This window comes from Sphingobacterium sp. JUb20 (genome assembly GCF_004342035.1).
Classification (GTDB): domain Bacteria; phylum Bacteroidota; class Bacteroidia; order Sphingobacteriales; family Sphingobacteriaceae; genus Sphingobacterium; species Sphingobacterium anhuiense.
The window spans coordinates 593,689-612,105 of the sequence record NZ_SLYV01000001.1 but is presented as its reverse complement, the minus strand read 5'-3'; the positions used below and the strand labels follow the sequence as shown (position 1 = coordinate 612,105).

The 18,417-nt window shown below is 38.6% G+C and carries 11 protein-coding genes; 9 read left to right on the top strand and 2 right to left on the bottom strand.

The window, feature by feature from the left end:
- Window positions 1-8: 8 nt before the first annotated feature.
- Both EDF66_RS02705 and EDF66_RS02700 read right to left on the bottom strand, forming a co-directional pair.
- Window positions 9-1,847: a flavohemoglobin expression-modulating QEGLA motif protein gene (locus EDF66_RS02705; protein WP_132840380.1), complete on the bottom strand. Its 1,839-nt coding sequence runs from the start codon at window positions 1,845-1,847 to the stop codon at window positions 9-11.
- A complete protein-coding gene (locus EDF66_RS02700; RefSeq protein WP_021191141.1) occupies window positions 1,834-2,619 on the bottom strand; it encodes an N-formylglutamate amidohydrolase in 786 nt (261 codons plus the stop codon). The genes EDF66_RS02705 and EDF66_RS02700 overlap by 14 nt, the downstream gene beginning before the upstream one ends.
- A 126-nt stretch (window positions 2,620-2,745) precedes the next feature.
- Between EDF66_RS02700 and EDF66_RS02695 the strand changes: the two genes are divergently transcribed.
- The 9 genes from EDF66_RS02695 to EDF66_RS02655 all read left to right on the top strand — a co-directional run bounded on the left by EDF66_RS02695 (window position 2,746) and on the right by EDF66_RS02655 (window position 18,399).
- Entirely contained in the window at window positions 2,746-3,762 is a 1,017-nt protein-coding gene (locus EDF66_RS02695) for a ligase-associated DNA damage response exonuclease (protein WP_021191142.1), read from the top strand.
- On the top strand, window positions 3,759-5,357 hold the full coding sequence (locus tag EDF66_RS02690) for an ATP-dependent DNA ligase (RefSeq protein ID WP_132840379.1): 1,599 nt from the start codon (window positions 3,759-3,761) through the stop codon (window positions 5,355-5,357). Before EDF66_RS02695 ends, EDF66_RS02690 begins: the two co-directional genes overlap by 4 nt.
- Window positions 5,354-7,834, top strand: a complete 2,481-nt coding sequence (locus tag EDF66_RS02685; protein ID WP_132840378.1) for a ligase-associated DNA damage response DEXH box helicase — start codon at window positions 5,354-5,356, stop codon at window positions 7,832-7,834. The genes EDF66_RS02690 and EDF66_RS02685 overlap by 4 nt, the downstream gene beginning before the upstream one ends.
- 1 nt (window position 7,835) lies before the next feature.
- A complete protein-coding gene (gene pdeM / locus EDF66_RS02680) occupies window positions 7,836-8,498 on the top strand; it encodes a ligase-associated DNA damage response endonuclease PdeM (RefSeq protein WP_132840376.1) in 663 nt (220 codons plus the stop codon).
- Between the two features lie 350 nt (window positions 8,499-8,848).
- Window positions 8,849-12,040 carry a SusC/RagA family TonB-linked outer membrane protein gene (locus EDF66_RS02675; RefSeq protein WP_132840375.1) on the top strand — a complete coding sequence of 1,064 codons (3,192 nt, stop codon included), beginning with the start codon at window positions 8,849-8,851 and terminating at the stop codon, window positions 12,038-12,040.
- 14 nt (window positions 12,041-12,054) lie between these two features.
- Window positions 12,055-13,953 carry a RagB/SusD family nutrient uptake outer membrane protein gene (locus tag EDF66_RS02670; protein ID WP_132840373.1) on the top strand — a complete coding sequence of 633 codons (1,899 nt, stop codon included), beginning with the start codon at window positions 12,055-12,057 and terminating at the stop codon, window positions 13,951-13,953.
- Between the two features lie 24 nt (window positions 13,954-13,977).
- On the top strand, window positions 13,978-15,165 hold the full coding sequence (locus tag EDF66_RS02665; RefSeq protein WP_132840372.1) for a DUF5000 domain-containing lipoprotein: 1,188 nt from the start codon (window positions 13,978-13,980) through the stop codon (window positions 15,163-15,165).
- Window positions 15,166-15,186: 21 nt separating this feature from the next.
- Entirely contained in the window at window positions 15,187-16,362 is a 1,176-nt protein-coding gene (locus EDF66_RS02660) for a DUF4998 domain-containing protein (RefSeq protein ID WP_084825391.1), read from the top strand.
- Window positions 16,363-16,377: 15 nt separating this feature from the next.
- Entirely contained in the window at window positions 16,378-18,399 is a 2,022-nt protein-coding gene (locus EDF66_RS02655; RefSeq protein ID WP_132840370.1) for an alpha-galactosidase, read from the top strand.
- The last annotated feature ends 18 nt before the right edge of the window (window positions 18,400-18,417 follow it).

Here is an 18,417-nt window from a genome sequence, read left to right as displayed (position 1 = left end):
AAGTGCTTTTAATGATTTGAAAGGTTGAAAATATTGTCTCCTGATTTGATTTTTTCTAAGTTCTGTAAATAAGGTTCTGCCAGGTAGCGTGGTTTTAGGATCGGATTGTTTAATAATCCTCTTTGTGTTAATTCTTCAACAATGGGGATATAGTCTTCCCGGATTTTACCAATGAGCAAAGGAGAGAGTTCTCTTCCCTCACGGATATAGGTAATGATGCTCATGAGGCCTTTTAGATAAAGAGCATCTTTTGTTAAGCCACCACCGCGGTATACTCTGGTGCAGATATGAAAGGCTATTTCTTCTGTGAAATGATAATGATCTACCAATAAGAAGAAGGTATCGCTGAAATTATGCCCTGCTAGCATATGGTGTACTGCCACTACACGTGCGGCTATAATCCGTAGACGGTCTCCGCTAAGCTCGTTGACCATGTATTCGGAGAATACAGCAAGTCCTTCCTGCAACTGCTCATAGCCGGGTACACCCAGGCTGAACAGTTTAAATGGCTGCGACTTGCCATTGAAATAGGTGACAATGTGGGTACCTACTTCATGCTGTATGAGGGCAATGGCCCTGCTCGCTTCAACCTCATAATATTTGCTGATGTTCAATACACCTCGGTTGACCATGATGCCTGTGATATCTTCGCGGATCCGGACGCCGGTCTCCAGTGAAGGAAATTGTTGTCTGAGATAATGAAGCTCTTCCTTTGCCAATTTGGCGAATTCGGTTGCATTGATCATTTTTTTTGGAGGTGCCGGCTTCTTGCTGTGTTGTTCGTATACCAATAGAATAGCCTTGGCGGTTTCCAGTAAATTGTCATTGACATTTCCGAATACTTGGAGGCTCCCGTGCATAAAGCCTTCATTGCCACGATCAATCAGCATGGTCATCATAGCATCAAGTTCCTTACGTTTATCTCTAAAAAGATAAGCGATAGTCGGATCATCAATATCTTCAATACGTAGATTATAAAGGTTGCGTTTCACCAGCTCCGGATCTATTGGCATGGGTCTATATCTAAATTTTGGCGATTTTAAAAATTTATCTTTCTTAAATTGTAACCATGCTTCACGGGTATTTAAAGGACTGACTAAGAGCAAAAAGTCGAATTTCTGACTTTCAGAAGCTAAATTCTGATCGATTTCCATAATAAGGGGTTGCAGTTCAGTTGTCTTGAGCATCCTGAACTGTGATACCTTTAATGATGTATATAGTCTGATAAATTCAAGAAAACTCTTGCGTAAACTTTTTGTAAATATTTCCCGATAATTGCGCAGAATGAGCGGATATACCTTTCCAGTCGTGACATCATTATAATGCGGTTTCAGTGCAATACCCATGTAAAGTAATTGTTTAAATTCCTCTGCCAATGGATTGATAATATGAGTTATATCTCTATTTTTTGGTGACTTTGTCTCTTTTTTTATAGCAGTAGACAAGAACATATTCTGTTCATCCGATTCTAAATCTTTGATAAATTTTTGAGCAATAGGAAGTGCTGATTTCTGTGAAATATGGATGGCGACGTCTGTATCCATCTCTTTATCCTGCCAGATTTCGATCAATTGACATGCACCAAATTCATCTATAAGCTGTCTTATTATTGGCGTGATCACCGCATTGAAATCCAGATCTGATGATTTGCCTACTAAAGAACAAGATTCCGATTTAACCAAAGTGGATATCATCTGATCTTTGCCTTCTGCAGGGATCCGATAAACCAAAAGTAGCGGAATGATGCGTTTGAGAACAAGTTTACTATCTTTCGAAAACTGTATATGAACGGGCTCATTTTGTATGATGGATGTAACTGCTTTCGTAATCGCTTTACTTTGATCCATAGTGACTTTGGTAGCTGTTTTTGATATACGATACAGAAGATCGTAATAGTTTTTTTAATGACTCGATATGATCAAGATTAGGAGTTCCTGTCCATTCATTCATAAAGTCTTTACGAAACTCAATAGAAAGTACACATCCTTTCTGACCATATTTACTGGTGACCCATTTGGAAAGATAACCACCTGAAAATTTGACGTTCTCACGTACGTCGATCTGGTTTTCATTTATATTGTGTTCTTTCAAGTATTTTACAAATGAGTCGATCAAAGGCCTCCAAATACCTTTATTGTTGATCGTTCCAATATTTATCTCTGGATTTGCGTAGGTGTCGACTGTTTCATCAGGACCCGATCGTTTAGCATTGTAACTATGGATATCATAAATGATAAAATACCCATTTTGCTGAATGCTTTTTTCAATCATTCCCGAAAGAACTTTTTGAATATAATGATAAGATTGTTTGAGTTGTGCTAAGATTGTCTTAGTAGGAGGTTGCTTCCATACATTAAGCCCCCATGCCTGATCAGGGCGTAGATATACGGAATCTTGAATAGGTCTATTAAGGTCTACTTGGAATCTAGAGGTTTTAATAATCAGTCGATTAGTATCTAGATCTGTCAGCATACCCGTGTAAGGATCCTCCTCTCGTAATCGTTCGGATTCTGAAAGACTCATGATAGGTGATAGTTGTGGGGCAATCTGATGTCCATCATGTATAGCTAACGCTAGAACTGGTCCACCTTTTTCTTCCAATACATATTCTATTTCCATATTATTCTTTGCTTAAATTAAGTAGATCGTATATCTAGTAAACAATTTCGTGGACAAATAGTTTGAATAGTTGATCATCAATATGCGATGTAAACTAATTCGCGGCATGCTTGTTATTAGAAATATATGGGATTGATAACTTTTACTAATCGCGGTATTTATTGTAAACAAGGTGATTTTTACGTAGACCCCTGGTTGCCGGTAGATTATGCTGTAACCACGCATGGACATGCAGACCACGTGCGCTGGGGCAATAAATACTATCTGTGCCACCATTTGACAAAGGCGATTATCAAATGTCGTATAAGCGAAGATCTGGTTGTCGAATCAATGGCATATGGGGAGAAAGTTGTTAGAAATGGTGTTCAGATTTCTTTTCATCCTGCTGGACATGTGATTGGCTCTGCTCAGGTTCGTCTTGAATATAAAGGTGAAATCTGTGTAATTTCTGGAGATTATAAAGTAGAATTTGATGGCATTAGTACGGCTTTTGAACCGATTAAATGCCATACGTTTGTTTCTGAAAGTACATTTGGACTTCCTGTATACAACTGGTTGCCTCAAGATGTCCTATTTGACGATATCAAGCATTGGGCAGCACAAAATAAAGAAAATAATAAAACGACCGTGCTTATTGCTTACAGCTTGGGTAAAGCGCAGCGTTTATTGCATAACCTAGCAGGATATCTGCCGATCTACGTGCATAATAGTATTGGTCGACTCAATGTAGCTATTGAACAGGCCGGAGTTACATTGCCTCCATATAAAACAATAACAGCGGATATGAGCAGGGATGAGCTACAAGGGGGTATTTTAATTGTTCCACCGGTCATGCGAGATAGCAAGTGGATCAAAAGTTTGCAGGGTGCTGCTGTTGGTATCTGTTCAGGATGGATGCAGGTGCGTTCGCATCGAAGATGGCAGAGTGCTGATGCGGGATTTGCACTGAGCGATCATGCCGATTGGAATGGGTTGATCACGGCCATAAAAGCAACTGAAGCTGAAAAGGTTTATGTAACGCATGGTTTTACATCGGTCTTTTCCCGCTATTTAACAGAGCAGGGAATACCTGCTGAAGCCGTGACAACACAATTTGGCATTGAGGATGAAGAAGCGGTAGCGGAGAAAGGGGGTGATCTTTGAGAAAGTTTAGCCGTTTAATTTCCAGACTCGAACAGAGTAATAAAACTAATGATAAATTAACTGCTTTGGTTGACTATTTTTCTGAAGCGGAGGATGCCGATAAAATTTGGGTTATTGCTTTGTTTACGGGCAAGAAGCCTAAAAGAACGATCAGTACCAACTTGTTGAAAGAGTGGATCACCGAGATCACTGGATTACCCACCTGGTTGTTTGTAGAAAGTTATCACAATGTTGGCGACTTGAGTGAAACGATTGCTTTGCTTTTGCCTCCTTCTACATCCACATCCGATATTCCATTGCATCAATGGATATTGGCGTTGAAGAACTTGTCGGATAGTAGCAATGAAGATAAAAAGGAATTTGTTTTCAACGCTTGGGAAAAACTGAGTACGCAAGAGAGATTTGTGTTTAATAAGCTGATATCAGGTAATTTTCGTATCGGTATCTCATCTAAAAATTTAATTCACGCGCTTGCAAAATTATCAGGTCTGGATACCAATCACATCACGCATAGCATTATGGGAAAATGGGATCCTGAGAAAATTTCTTTTGGTGACTTGATAGGTGGTTTGCATGTTAATATTGATAGTTCCTGGCCTTATCCTTTTTGTCTGGCATATCCGATCGATGTGCCTGTCCATGAGTTAGGATCGGTGGATAATTGGCAGGCAGAGTGGAAATGGGATGGAATCAGAGGGCAGATTATTAAGCGGAATGATGAATTATTTATCTGGTCACGTGGGGAAGAACTCGTAACAGACCAGTTTCCAGAATTGCACGTTGCTTTATCTGGTCTGCCAAACGGTACCGTAATCGATGGTGAAATATTGGCTGTACGTGAAGGCGAAGTATTATCGTTTAGTACTTTACAGCAACGGCTCAATAGAAAAACAATCAATAAAAAACAACTGGATGAGGCTCCTGTCGCCTTCTATGCCTATGATGTATTGGAATATGGCGGTATGGATTATAGAGCTGAACCGCTCCATAAAAGAAGGGCTGTGCTCGACAAGTTATTGCCAATAGCGGAGACAATTTTGACGGCTCCGATTGTTCCTTTTGATTCTTGGGAAAATTTAGTTGTAGAACGGAAAAAGTCTCGCGAACTGAATAGTGAAGGCATTATGCTGAAACGTCAGGATTCTTTGTATCATAGCGGTAGAAAGAGAGGAGATTGGTGGAAATGGAAAATAGAACCTTTTACCATAGATGTGGTGATGATTTATGCGCAAAAAGGAAGCGGGAGAAGAGCTAATTTTTTTACAGACTATACTTTTGCAGTACGCGACGGAGATCAGTTTATTACGATCGCGAAAGCTTATTCAGGTTTGACGGATAAAGAGATTAAGGAGGTCAATAGTTTTGTGGTCAAAAATGCCATAGAGAAATTTGGCCCTGTACGGACTGTAAAACCAGAACTGGTATTTGAGATTGCTTTTGAAGGAATAGCAGTCAGTAAGCGTCATAAAGCAGGGCTGGCGCTACGTTTCCCCCGAATTGTGCGCTGGAGAAGAGATAAAAAAGTAGATGACATCAATACGCTGGAAGATCTGCAGATACTATTAGAATCAACTATGAGGGATAGTGAAAGATGAAAAAAACGGTAGGCTATCAAAAAGTTGTGAAATGGTTGAAAACCCGAAAAAGAAAACCATTCCCCTTTCAAGAAGAGACATGGGCATCTTACTTGGAGGGATATAGTGGTTTAGTCAACGCACCTACCGGATTTGGTAAAACCTATTCTGTCTTTCTGGCACCCATCATTGCTTATCTGAATGAGGAGGGCAATGGAAGTAAAAGAAAAGGGAAATTGGGCTTGCGTGTAATCTGGATCACACCATTACGTTCATTGGCAAAAGATCTGGCACGTGCGATGGAAGAAGCTTTATTTCAGCTTGATGTTGACTGGAGGGTCGGCGTGCGGAACGGCGATACTTCAGTATCTGAAAAGCAGAAACAAAAACGAGCCATGCCACAAGTATTATTGATCACACCAGAAAGCTTACATTTACTTCTGGCTCAGAAAAATAACGATAATATCTTTGATGATCTAACCTGCATAGTTGCAGATGAATGGCATGAATTATTAGGCACTAAAAGAGGTGTCATGGTTGAGCTGGCGCTATCCCGAATCAAAGGTATGGTAAGTTTTAGGGAAAACAGGACGCTTCGCATCTGGGGAATTTCGGCGACAATCGGTAATCTCGAAGAGGCTTTAGCGGTTTTGCAACCTGATCATCAAGTGTTGAAAATAATTGTAAAAGCAGCAACTGAAAAGAAGATCCAGATTCAATCAATTATCCCTGATACCATCGAAATGTTACCTTGGGCCGGGCATCTGGGGATAAAATTGGCCGATAAATTAGTTCCTGTTATCAAAAAGAGCAAAACGACCTTGGTTTTCACGAACACCCGAAGTCAGGCAGAGATCTGGTTTCAGCATTTACTGAAGATCCATCCCGATTTTGCGGGTCAGATGGCGATACATCATGGTTCGATAGATTATGAATTACGCAACTGGATTGAAGAAGCATTGCATACGGGAGTATTGAAAGTTGTGATCTGTACCTCATCTCTTGATTTGGGCGTGGATTTTAAACCGGTTGATACTGTGGTGCAAGTAGGGTCACCAAAGGGTGTAGCACGTTTTTTACAACGTGCCGGAAGAAGTGGACACTCACCCTTTGAAACGTCAAAGATCTATTTTATGCCGACCCATGCGCTCGAACTGCTAGAAGTCGCTGCGATTAAAACAGCGGCTAAAACACAGCAGATTGAAAGTAGAGAACCTTTTATCTTGCCTTTTGATGTTTTGTTGCAATACTTGGTAACTTTAGCTGTAGGAAATGGATTTGATAATAAAATAATTTTTGAGGAGGTTAAGAATACCTATGCCTTTTCTGAATTGTTGGCTGAAGAGTTTGACTGGTGTATGCAGTTTATTACACAAGGAGGCTCAAGTCTACAGGCTTATCCTGAATTTCACAAAGTGGTGTTCGACGAAACAGATGGCTTATGGAAAGTAACCAATAGGCAGATCGCCATGCGTCACCGCTTGCATATAGGTACTATTGTGAGCGATGCTATGCTCAAGGTTAAATTTATGACCGGAGGTTATGTGGGTATGGTTGAAGAGTATTTTGTGTCAAAACTAAAACCGGGTGACCGTTTTAATCTCGCAGGTAGAAGTTTGGAGTTTGTAATGGTCAGAGATATGCTTGTGCTTGTTAAAAGAAGTCAGCATAAAAAAACCATAACACCAAGCTGGCTGGGGGGCAGATTGCCCTTGAGTTCTAATTTAGGTGCTATCCTGCGTCAGAAATACAGTCAGGTATTGGTCGGAGAACATAAAGAGGAAGAGCTTAAGGTGATGAAACCCTTATTCGAATTGCAGGAATCGATTACACATGTACCTAGGGCGGATGAGTTTCTAGTAGAATTAATACATACGAAAGAAGGATATCATCTTTTTGCTTATCCATTTGAAGGGCGATTGGTACACGAGGTTATGGCGGCACTTATAGCCTACCGAATTTCCAGATTGATACCTATTACTTTTTCAATAGCGATGAATGATTATGGTTTTGAATTGCTGAGTGATCAAGAAATACCGATGGATGATGCCATTGTCTATGACATTTTTTCTCCCGATAACCTAAGCGCAGATATCAGTGCCAGTATCAATGCCACGGAGATGGCAAAGAGAAAGTTTAGAGATATTGCCTGTATTTCGGGACTGGTATTTCAGGGTTATCCCGGTAAATATTTAAAGAATAAGCAGATTCAATCTTCTTCCGCTTTGTTCTTTGATGTTTTTGAATCCTATGATCCCAAAAATCTCTTATTGCGTCAGGCTTATGATGAAAATTTTCATTATCAGCTAGAAGAGCCACGTTTGTTGCATGCGCTGAATAGAATACAGCAAAGTACCATCGTTTTAAAGTGGGCAGAGCGTTTTACTCCATTTTCTTTCCCGATCAAAGTGGATAGTATGCGGGAGAGCATGAGTTCTGAAGAACTCGAAGCACGAATTGAAAAGATGAAGGCCGCAGTGTTTAAAAACTTGGATTAAGATGTACAGAATTATAAAAAAAGGAAAAACGATCATCATGGATAAAGACCGGGCTCTCTATATACCGGCATATCACATGCTGGTCATCAGTGATATTCATTTAGGTAAATCCGGACATTTTAGGAAGGAGGGTTTACAGATTCCTAAACAGGTGTCCGATACCGATATGCTGCGCCTGGATAAACTATTGGAAGTTTATAATCCCAAAACCTTATTGGTAACAGGTGATATGTTTCATCACGATCATAATCTGGATCTGGAAACATTTCGTGAATGGAGAAAGAAGTATGCATCATTAGAGATTATTCTAGTGAAGGGAAATCATGAAAGATTATCCGTTCTATTCTATGAGGAACTCGCTATAAAACTGTTTTCAGATTACTATGAACTGGGTGAGTTTTGTTTTGTTCATAATAGAAAAGATGCACCAGATCGGGGGAAGTTTATATTTTCAGGACATATACATCCAGGTATCTTGTTAAAAGGGAAGGCCCGACAACGGATAAAATTACCTTGTTTTGTCTTTGATGATACGGCGGCACTTTTACCTGCTTTTAGTTTGTTTACAGGATTGTCTTTAATCGAAGTTACTAAAGAACAGGAAGTTTTTGCGATAACAGCTCAACGGGTACTCCCAATGGGAACACGCAGAGCTGAAATTTGAATAAACTGACCTCAATAATCTTATTGCTATTCTATTTCTGAGCAATGATCTCACTTAAAATAAGGGTAAATCAAATTACCCCTTATCAAAATAATAGATCGTATTTCTGATTCGATGTAAATTATTTATAATATTATTTACTTCTCAATACCTGTGTTTTTTATGTCCCTATAAAAAATAGCAACCAAAACCTGTCGCATTTTAAGTCAATTAAATCCTTTTCGAAGAGTAATAAGAAATAAAAATGTTTGGAGATATGAAAATTTGTTTATACTATTGTAGTAGGATAGAATAGTATAGACTCCTGTGCTACTTCATCTCATAAACCAACTATAAAATAATAACTAATTATGAACGATTATTTGTATCATCAATTCTGTAAATGGCACAGATTAGGTATTGTCTTTTTTTTCTTACTCATTTCTAACCTTGCATGGGGTCAATCACCATCATTTGAATTAAAAGGTATCGTACTGGATAGTGTGAGTCAATTGCCAATTTCAAATGTTACCATTGCAATAAAAGGAAAAAAAGCATTAGTATCCACAGATTCGCAAGGGCAATTTTTAATTAAAGAAGCGCATATTGGCGATGTTTTGCAATTTACTTCGGTCGGATTTGAAAGTAAATCCGTTAAAGTTGAAAATCAAACTAGGTTAACCATTTATCTCGCATCTTCGAGTTCTAGTTTGGATGAAGTGACTGTTGTTGCCTATGGCACGCAAAAGAAAACCAGTATGGTTGCTTCGATCACTTCGATCAATCCCAAAGAAATTAAAGGTCCCACTTCCAATTTGACTTCTATGTTGGCGGGGCGTGTTGCCGGTTTGATCGCTTACCAGCGAAGTGGTGAGCCCGGAAATGACAATGCATCTTTTTTCATCAGAGGTGTTGGATCATTTGGAGCAGGAAAAAAGGATCCACTGATCCTGATTGACGGAATGGAATCTAATACAACAGCCCTAGCAAGGTTGCAGCCAGATGATATTGCCGGGTTTTCAGTTTTGAAAGATGCCGCAGCTTCAGCATTATATGGAGCTAGAGGTGCAAATGGGGTTGTGCTTGTCAATACAAAAAGTGGTATTGTAGGAAAGGCTAAGTTTAATGCACGATTTGAAAATTCAATCTCGACCAACACGCGTAATTTTAAATTTGCAGATAATATTACTTATATGAAGATGGCCAATGAGGCTGTCTTAACGCGCGACCCTAGAGGTACACTTCCTTATAGTCAAAATAAAATTGACCATACTGAAAATGGTGACGATCCACTTCTATATCCGAACAATAATTGGATAGATCAATTAATAAAAGATCACACCAATAATCAACGTTTTAATTTTAACGTGTCTGGTGGTGGAAATTTAGCGCAATACTATGTTGCAGGTACTTTAAATAGTGATAAAGGGATTTTAAAAACGGAACAAGGGAATAGTTTTGATAATAATATTAATTTAAAGAATTACTCGCTACGTTCAAATATCACGCTTAATATTACGCCTACAACGACAGGGATTATTCGTACATCTGCTCAATTTGATGATTATACCGGTCCATTAGGTGGATATGATAAATGGGGTAATTTGATCAACGGCGGTCAACGTGTCTTTCGCGAAGCGATTTGGTCTAATCCGGTGATGTTTCCAGCCATCTATCCGTCGTCTTATTTGCCTTATTCGACACATCCGTTATTTGGTAATAATTATATTCCAACAACTAAGACCTTGTATAATAACCCATATGCTAATATGGTAAATGGTTTTCAGGAGTACAATAGTTCAACTGTTAATGTACAACTTGAACTAAAGCAAAACTTTGACTTTCTGACAAAAGGTTTGTCCGCGAGATTAATGGCTTACACGCAACGCTACTCTTATTTCTCCGTTATGAGAAGTTTCAAACCGTTTTACTATAATTTAGTCAAGATACCGGGAACTGATAATTCGATATTAAGTCTGCTGAATGAAAATGAAGGGACAGAATATTTAGATTATAATCAAGGTAATAAAATATTGAATACGACTACCTATGGAGAGTTTGCTCTTAACTATAACCGTACGATAGGTGAAGATCATGATCTAACCGGGATGTTGATAGGTATTATTCGGAATTATCAAACAGCAAATGGAGGAGATCTGCAAGCTTCTTTGCCCGCACGAAACCTTGGCGTATCGGGACGTGGTACATACGCCTTTAAGAATAAATACCTTTTCGAGTTTAATTTCGGTTATAACGGATCGGAGCGTTTTTCCAAAGATCATCGGTTTGGATTTTTTCCATCATTTGGTGTAGGTTGGAATCTGCATGAAGAAAAAATGTTTGATTTTATGACTTCTTCTGTCTCGAGATTGAAATTTAGGGCCACATATGGTTTGGTTGGTAATGATCAGATCGGAGATGAAAATGACCGGTTCTTTTACCTGTCTCAGGTCAATCCAAACAATAGCGGTAAGGGATTTTCATGGGGAAACAACTGGGATTATTCTAGACCAGGCTATTCTATATCGCGTTACGAGAATCGTGATATTACCTGGGAAAAAGCAACAACATTTGATGCCGGATTTGATCTGAACTTAAAAAACGGTTTAGGTGTCGTGTTTGATTATTATGATTCAAAACGGACTAATATTTTAATGGTGCGCTCTAATATTCCTTCGACTACTGGTTTTCAGGCAAATATCCATGCCAACCTAGGTAAAGTGCAAAGTAGGGGATTTGATCTAGCATTAGATTACAATAAATCTTTTGAAAACACGTGGTGGACACAGTTAAGGGGAAATATGACCTATGCCACTAATAAATTATTGGTCAATGAAGAGCCTAATTATCCTGATAATCTCAGTTACCTCACACATTTAGGACTTCCGATAAAGCAGGGATATGGATTAATTGCAGAAAGACTATTTGTTGACGATATGGAAGCCGAAAATTCGCCATTGCAAAACTTTGGTGGTGCTTTTAGAACAATGGGAGGTGATATCAAATACAGAGATGTAAATGGCGATGGTAAAATAACAGATCTGGATAAAGTGCCAATTGGTTATCCTACCGATCCGGAAATCATCTATGGTATGGGATTTTCAGTTGGTTTTAAAGGATTTGATGTAAGTGCATTTTTACAGGGTTCTGCACGGTCTTCATTTTTTATTGATCCGGGTAACATAACACCATTTGCTATAAATGGACCTTATCAAAATGGACTGTTACAAGAAGTGGCGAACAGTTACTGGTCCGAGGACAATCAAGATACTCGTGCATTCTGGCCTCGGTTGACGGATGGTTTTAATAATAACAACAATCAGTTTTCAACATGGTGGATGCGCAATGGTGCTTTTCTGCGCCTAAAATCTGTTGAGCTGGGTTATAATGTATCGGATAAGTTTCTGACCAGACTAAAGATGTCAAATGTTCGCTTTTATGTCAATGCGATGAATCTCGCAGTATGGAGCAAATTTAAAATGTGGGATCCGGAAATGGGTGGTGAGGGCTTAGGATACCCTGTGCAAGCGGTTTATAATGTGGGTATTAATATTGGATTTTAAAAAAGAAATGTATCATGAAAAAGTTAACTATATTAAAATCAGTAATTGTGTCAGGGGTATTGTTTCTTCAATCTTGTAGTTATTTAGATGTTGTACCCGACAACGTTGCAACTATTGATAATGCTTTTACGATGCGAAGTGAGGCCATTAAATATTTAGCAACCTGTTATTCTTATTTGCCTCAGGATGGTGATCCGACGCGTAACCCGGCTTATATGGCTGGAGATGAGTTTTGGTTAGACTATCCGACGCTCAGTATTGATGGGACGAACTGGAATATTGCCAGAGGTAACCAGAATGTCACGAACCCCTATGTCAATTATTGGGATGGCGCAATGTTTAATGGGATTCGTGACTGTAATATTTTTTTGGAAAACATACGCAATCCGGAAAAGGTACGGGACTTAACCCAAGATGAAAGAACGACCTGGGAGGGAGAGGCCTTGTTCCTAAAAGCTTATTATCATTTTATGTTGATGCGCCATTATGGCCCATTTCCGATTATGGATGTCAACTTAGATGTAAACACGTCTATAGAAGCTGCTAAAGTTAAACGTCAATCGATCGATGAAGTTGTTGATTATATTGTTAAAGTATTGGATGATGCTATAGTCAAGCTTCCCAATACCGTACAATCGCCTGTTACTGATTTAGGTCGTATTACCAAACCTATTGCTATGGGAATAAAAGCCAAGGTACTTTTGTATGCGGCTAGCCCTTTATTTAACGGTAATAAAGATTTTGCCAATTTTAGAAATGTCGATGGCAGTCTATTTTTTAATCAGAGTTTTCAAATCGAGAAATGGCAAAAGGCAGCACAGGCAGCAAAAGAAGCAATTGTAGCCTGTGAGAGTTTAGGAATCGGTTTGTATAAATTTCCAGGAACGGTATTCCCTTTGTCAGATACCACAATAACGCAGATGAGCATCAGAAATGCTGTGAGTGAAAAATGGAATAAAGAAACCATTTGGGCTAATCCAACTTCTCGTGCTTGGCAGATGCAGTATTCTTCAATGGCACATATTGATCCTAATAATTCTGGAAATAATAGTGTTCATGGTACTTTAGCACCTACAATAAAAATAATTGAACAGTTTTATACGAGTAATGGTGTGCCTATAGAAGAGGATAAAACCTTAGATTTTTCTAATAAAAATCAGCTTCGGAGAGGTAACCATAGTGAACGGTTCAATAATATTGAAAATTACCAGACGGCACGTCTGCACTTTGACCGTGAAAATCGCTTTTATGCAAATGTTGGATTTGATGGAGGCGTATGGTTTATGGAAAATAGTCCGAGCCGTAGTGACGAAAATACATGGACAACTCAACTACGCTTAGGGTTATTCGGAAGTGGGATTTCTATCCCCATCACGACATACTACCCAAAGAAACTTGTTAACTGGAAATTTGCTTTTAAGGATGGCAACAGCTCCCATATAGAGGAATACCCTTGGCCAATATTAAGACTGGCAGACCTTTATCTGATGTATGCAGAGGCTTTGAATGAAAGTCAGGGTCCTGCTGAAGATGTTTTTTTGTATTTGGATAAAATTCGAGCTAGAGCGGGATTGAAAGGTGTTAAAGAATCTTGGAGTCAATATTCATTTAATAGTAATAAACCAAATACAAAAGACGGTTTGCGACTGATCATCCAACGCGAACGAAATATAGAGATGAGCTTTGAAGGCTCAAGATATTGGGATTTAAAAAGATGGAAGCTCGCGGCGCAGGAACTGAATAAGAATATAACCGGCTGGGATCGAAACCAAGATAAGGACCATCCCGAATTGTTCTATAAAGAACTTACTTTCTTTCAGCAGCGTTTTGTGGCACCGCGTGATTATTTCTGGCCAATCCGCGAAAATAACCTGCTTGTTAATCCCAATTTAGTACAAAATCCAGGATGGTAGTATGATCTTAAATCTGAAGAAATTATGAAAAATTTAATATATGTCAAAAATATAGTGCTCTTGATAGCCTTACTATTTGCTGTAAGTGGCTGTAAAGAGGAAAAAGGTTGGAACCTGCTGGAAGATGATCAAGCTAAACCAGGTGTTATCACAAACGTATCCGTGACCAACGGTTTTGGTAATGCCACGATTCGTTATTCTTTACCAGAAAGCGATAATTTGCTTTATGTCAAGGCAACTTATCAAATGGCTAATGGCGAAAACCGCGTCGTTAAATCATCGCAGTACAAAAATGAAATTCTTATTGATGGATTTCCCGATACACAGAAGCATGTTGTTAAACTATATACTGTCAGTAAAGCTGAAATTGCATCTGACCCCGTTGACGTTACCGTTGAACCAAAAACGCCAATTTTTGATCTCGTATACGGTCAGTTAAAGGTTGTCGAAACATTTGGTGGTGTTCGCATCACATCTATCAATAAGGAAAAAGGAAATATTGTTATTGTTCCTATGGTGGATTCTCTAAATAATGGGGAGTTCCTTCCTTTGGATAATTATTATAGTCAAGATTCAGTAATACTTTACAACATACGCGGATTAAAATCGAAGGAAATGAAATTCGCATTTTACATTCGTGACCGATGGCTCAATACATCAGATACGCTCTATAAAACATTGAAACCGCTGGAAGAAAATCTTTTTGATCGTCAGCAGTTCAGTTCATTGCGTTTGCCGGGTGATGCTCAAGTTTTATATGGTACAGTTGAAAGTATGTGGGATGGTAATATGAATCCTTCAAGGTGGCCTTCTCTTTATACAGTAGAAAGTGCCGGTACTCCGCAGTCTTTAACTTTCTCGGTCGGAAAAGAAGCAAAGATGAGTCGGATTGTCGTGTTCCCGAGGAGAGAGAACGGATTCTATGATAAGGGGAATCTCCGTGATTTTGAAGTTTGGGCAAGTAATAATCCAAATTTAGATGGTTCTTGGGAGTCCTGGACCAAATTGGCAACTTGCACAGTTCGAAAACCTTCAGGAACACCTTCAGGCACAAATACCAATGCAGACGAAGTCTATGGTATAGCGGGCTGGTCATTTGACCTTCCAGAAGACGCACCTAAATATAAATATTTAAGGATTAGAAATCTTCGCAATTGGAGAGGCAGTTATTTTATGCAGATCGCTCAAGTACAGGTCTGGGGTGTTTATTGATAATTTAAAAAAATAAAGAATATGAAACTATATATATTCGTACTATCCTTATTTGGTGCTTGGATGTTGGCATCCTGTTCTAAAATGGATGATTTTACCAAGTACACAAATGGCCAAGAGCAAATTTATCCTGCGAAATTAGATTCCATTAAAGTCCGATCAGGTAAATATAGGGTACAGATTGAGGGTGTTTTTCGGGTAAGTACAGGAATCTCCGAAATCCGTGTTTATTGGAACAGTAAACAAGACTCCATGCGATTTCCGGTTCAGCTGAAGAACGCAAATGATACCGTTCGTTGCTTGATCGAAAACCTGCCTGAAGGACCGATGAATTTTGAAGTCAGAACATTAGATCCTCAAGGAAGATTATCAATACCTACAAATCTGGTAGGATCAATCTATGGCGAGCGATATCGTGAAGGATTATTTCAGCGTTCTGTAGTGCAACAAAATTTTGTTGCAGGTCAGCAGTTGCAATTGGTAACACAGGATGTTGCCGCTACTATGGGAGCTGACGCTATGCGTATCAAGTACAAAAAAGATGATGGAAAGATGATCGATACTTTAGTGAAAACAAAATCCCAGAATGCACAAATACTTCTTTCTCATTACGCACTTTATAGTGAACTGTCTTATCAGACTATTTTTAGACCGGATAGTAATGCGATCGATACTTTCGTGGTACAGCCCACGAAGTTAATACCCAAGGGAGATATTACGGCCTGGTATTTAAAAAACTTTAAGAAACCTTTTACATCTGTTGCTTATGATGGAAACCGATGGGGTACGCTGAATGACTGGATAACAAATTCAAGTATGAAAAATCACAATGGTTTTGGTGGTTTTGCTTCTGATGATGGGGGAGTAGTCAATGTGGAAGCTGGATGGGGAGCTCCTGCTATTGTAAATGGTAAAATTGAACAACAGGTTACACTTCTTCCTGGAAAATACAGATTTTTCTGTACTTTGTCAGCAACAAATTATGATCAACCTCCTGCATATCTGGTCATCAGTAAATCGAATAAAACTATCCCCGATTGGGAACAGATTAATGATGCACTATTGTATACAGAAGTGAAATCTGATGGAATTTATTTTGATATTAAAGAGAAAGTAACGGTCAATATGGGAATGCTGCTTAATTTTCAACCTGATCATTATATGAAAATTGATGCTTTTCAAATCACATTACAATAATAGATGATATAAATTATGAAAAAAATTTTAGGAATATTTTTAATACTCGCCACTTCGCTTCAGGTACAGGCTCAAATATTTGAAGTAAAAAAAAATGAACTGGTATTTAAATACGACCGAGGAACAGGGAAATATAGTGTGTCCCAAAATAATAATTTGATTATAAAAGATGCTGTTTCTTATGCAGTTCTTTCAGATGGCACGCGTGTCAGTTCTGAAAATCTGAACGGAGTTTCAAAAATAAGTGAACAAGTTGTTGCTGATGCTTTAGGAAAAGGGAAACAGTATACAGTATCTTCAAAAACTAAAGCCGGTATCGAGATGAAGCAACATTTTTTTCTATACGACCAGAAACCGATTATTTTAGTTCAATTGGAAATTAACGGAAAAAACATAGCAAGTAATGATATGTCTCCTTTATATATGCAGGCGAATATAAGTGGACTTGGTAAAGCATTATATCAAGTTGCTGTACCTTTTGATAATGATACTTTTATTTCTTATGAAAATGAGTCCCTTTCAAAAACAAATAAAGTAAGCGCTGAAGTGGGTGTTGTTTATGATAAGAATAGTAATCATGGATTGGTTATCGGTTCCTTAGACCAGTCTGTCTGGAAATCGGGTATATCCATTGGAGGAAATCAAAATAATTATGATTTTCTTGCAATAAAAACAGGATTTACGGATGTTAATATTACCCGAGATTCTATGGGACACGGGTTTATAAAAGGCAATCGTATTATTTCGCCGAAGTATTTGATTTCTTATGTAAAAGATTGGCGTGTTGGAATGGAGGACTATGCAAAGATCCATCGCCAACTACAAACACCTTATGTACAGCAGTGGACAGCTGCTACGCCTGTTGGTTGGAACAGTTGGGGCGTGATTCAGGAAAAAATTAATTTTCAGAATGCTACCGCTACAGCACAATATTTTGAAAAAGATATTCCTCATTTTCGCAATGCAGACGGTGATGCTTTTATTGATTTAGATTCTTTTTGGGACAATATGACACCAGGAGGTATGTCGGGAGATTATAGTCAACTTGAAAAATTTGTACATTATTGTGACTCTTTGGGTCTTAAACCAGGTGTATACTGGGCTCCTTTCACCGATTGGGGACATGGCAGTGGACCTAACCGAACAGCGGAGGGAAGTTCTTATAAATTTGGTGATATGTGGACCAAAACGAAAAGTGGCTATCACAACTTGGATGGTGGACGTGCTTTGGATCCTACGCATCCGGGTACATTGGCACGTATGGATGTCATATTGGGTAAACTGGTTGCGTGCGGGTTCAAGATGATTAAAATAGACTTCTTGTCACATGCTGCTATTGAGTCGACAGGGTTTTATGATAAAAATACGTCTACGGGAATGCAAGCCTATGCTGTTGGAATGAAACATCTGGTAGATGTCTTGAAAGGCAAAATGCTTATTTATGCGGCGATCTCTCCATCATTAGCAACCAATCAATTTGCTCATATGAGACGCATAGCATGCGATGCATGGAAAACGCTCGACCAGACTGAATATACCTTGAATAGTGTGAGCTACGGTTGGTGGCAAACGTATCTGTATGATTTTATTGATGCTGATCACCTGGTCTTTCATGACGAACCGGAAAATGTAAACAAGGCAAGATTACTTTCAGGTATTGTTGCAGGTACGATTATTCTTGGCGATGATTTGTCGAAGAAAGAAAATTGGCAAAAAAATATGAATGTTTATCTTCAAGATTCAGAAATATTAAAGGTCATAGCAGATGGTAAAAGTTTTAGACCAGCTGGATTTGTGGAGGGAAAATCTGCAAACCAATGCTATTTTAAGAAATCGGGTAAGTATCTTTATGTTGCTATTTTTAATTTTAGCAATGAAAAGCAACATGTTGCTGTGGATTTCACACCTTTAGGTTTGAATCCTGCGCAACAGTATGTAGCAGAAGAATTATTTACCAAAACAAAGCAGAACATAAAATCTGATTTGCCAATTGCATTTAATGAAGGAGGCGGTAAACTTTTTAGAATCACCCTTTAACTCCTATTTAGTATTTAT

Bases quoted from the DNA above. Each gene is read 5' to 3' on its own strand.
- EDF66_RS02665 (WP_132840372.1), top strand. From the start codon at position 13,978: ATGAAAAATTTAATATATGTCAAAAATATAGTGCTCTTGATAGCCTTA.
- EDF66_RS02700 (WP_021191141.1), bottom strand. From the start codon at position 2,619: ATGGAAATAGAATATGTATTGGAAGAAAAAGGTGGACCAGTTCTAGCG.
- EDF66_RS02675 (WP_132840375.1), top strand. From the start codon at position 8,849: ATGAACGATTATTTGTATCATCAATTCTGTAAATGGCACAGATTAGGT.
- pdeM (WP_132840376.1), top strand. From the start codon at position 7,836: ATGTACAGAATTATAAAAAAAGGAAAAACGATCATCATGGATAAAGAC.
- EDF66_RS02705 (WP_132840380.1), bottom strand. From the start codon at position 1,847: ATGGATCAAAGTAAAGCGATTACGAAAGCAGTTACATCCATCATACAA.
- EDF66_RS02695 (WP_021191142.1), top strand. From the start codon at position 2,746: ATGGGATTGATAACTTTTACTAATCGCGGTATTTATTGTAAACAAGGT.
- EDF66_RS02685 (WP_132840378.1), top strand. From the start codon at position 5,354: ATGAAAAAAACGGTAGGCTATCAAAAAGTTGTGAAATGGTTGAAAACC.
- EDF66_RS02660 (WP_084825391.1), top strand. From the start codon at position 15,187: ATGAAACTATATATATTCGTACTATCCTTATTTGGTGCTTGGATGTTG.
- EDF66_RS02670 (WP_132840373.1), top strand. From the start codon at position 12,055: ATGAAAAAGTTAACTATATTAAAATCAGTAATTGTGTCAGGGGTATTG.
- EDF66_RS02655 (WP_132840370.1), top strand. From the start codon at position 16,378: ATGAAAAAAATTTTAGGAATATTTTTAATACTCGCCACTTCGCTTCAG.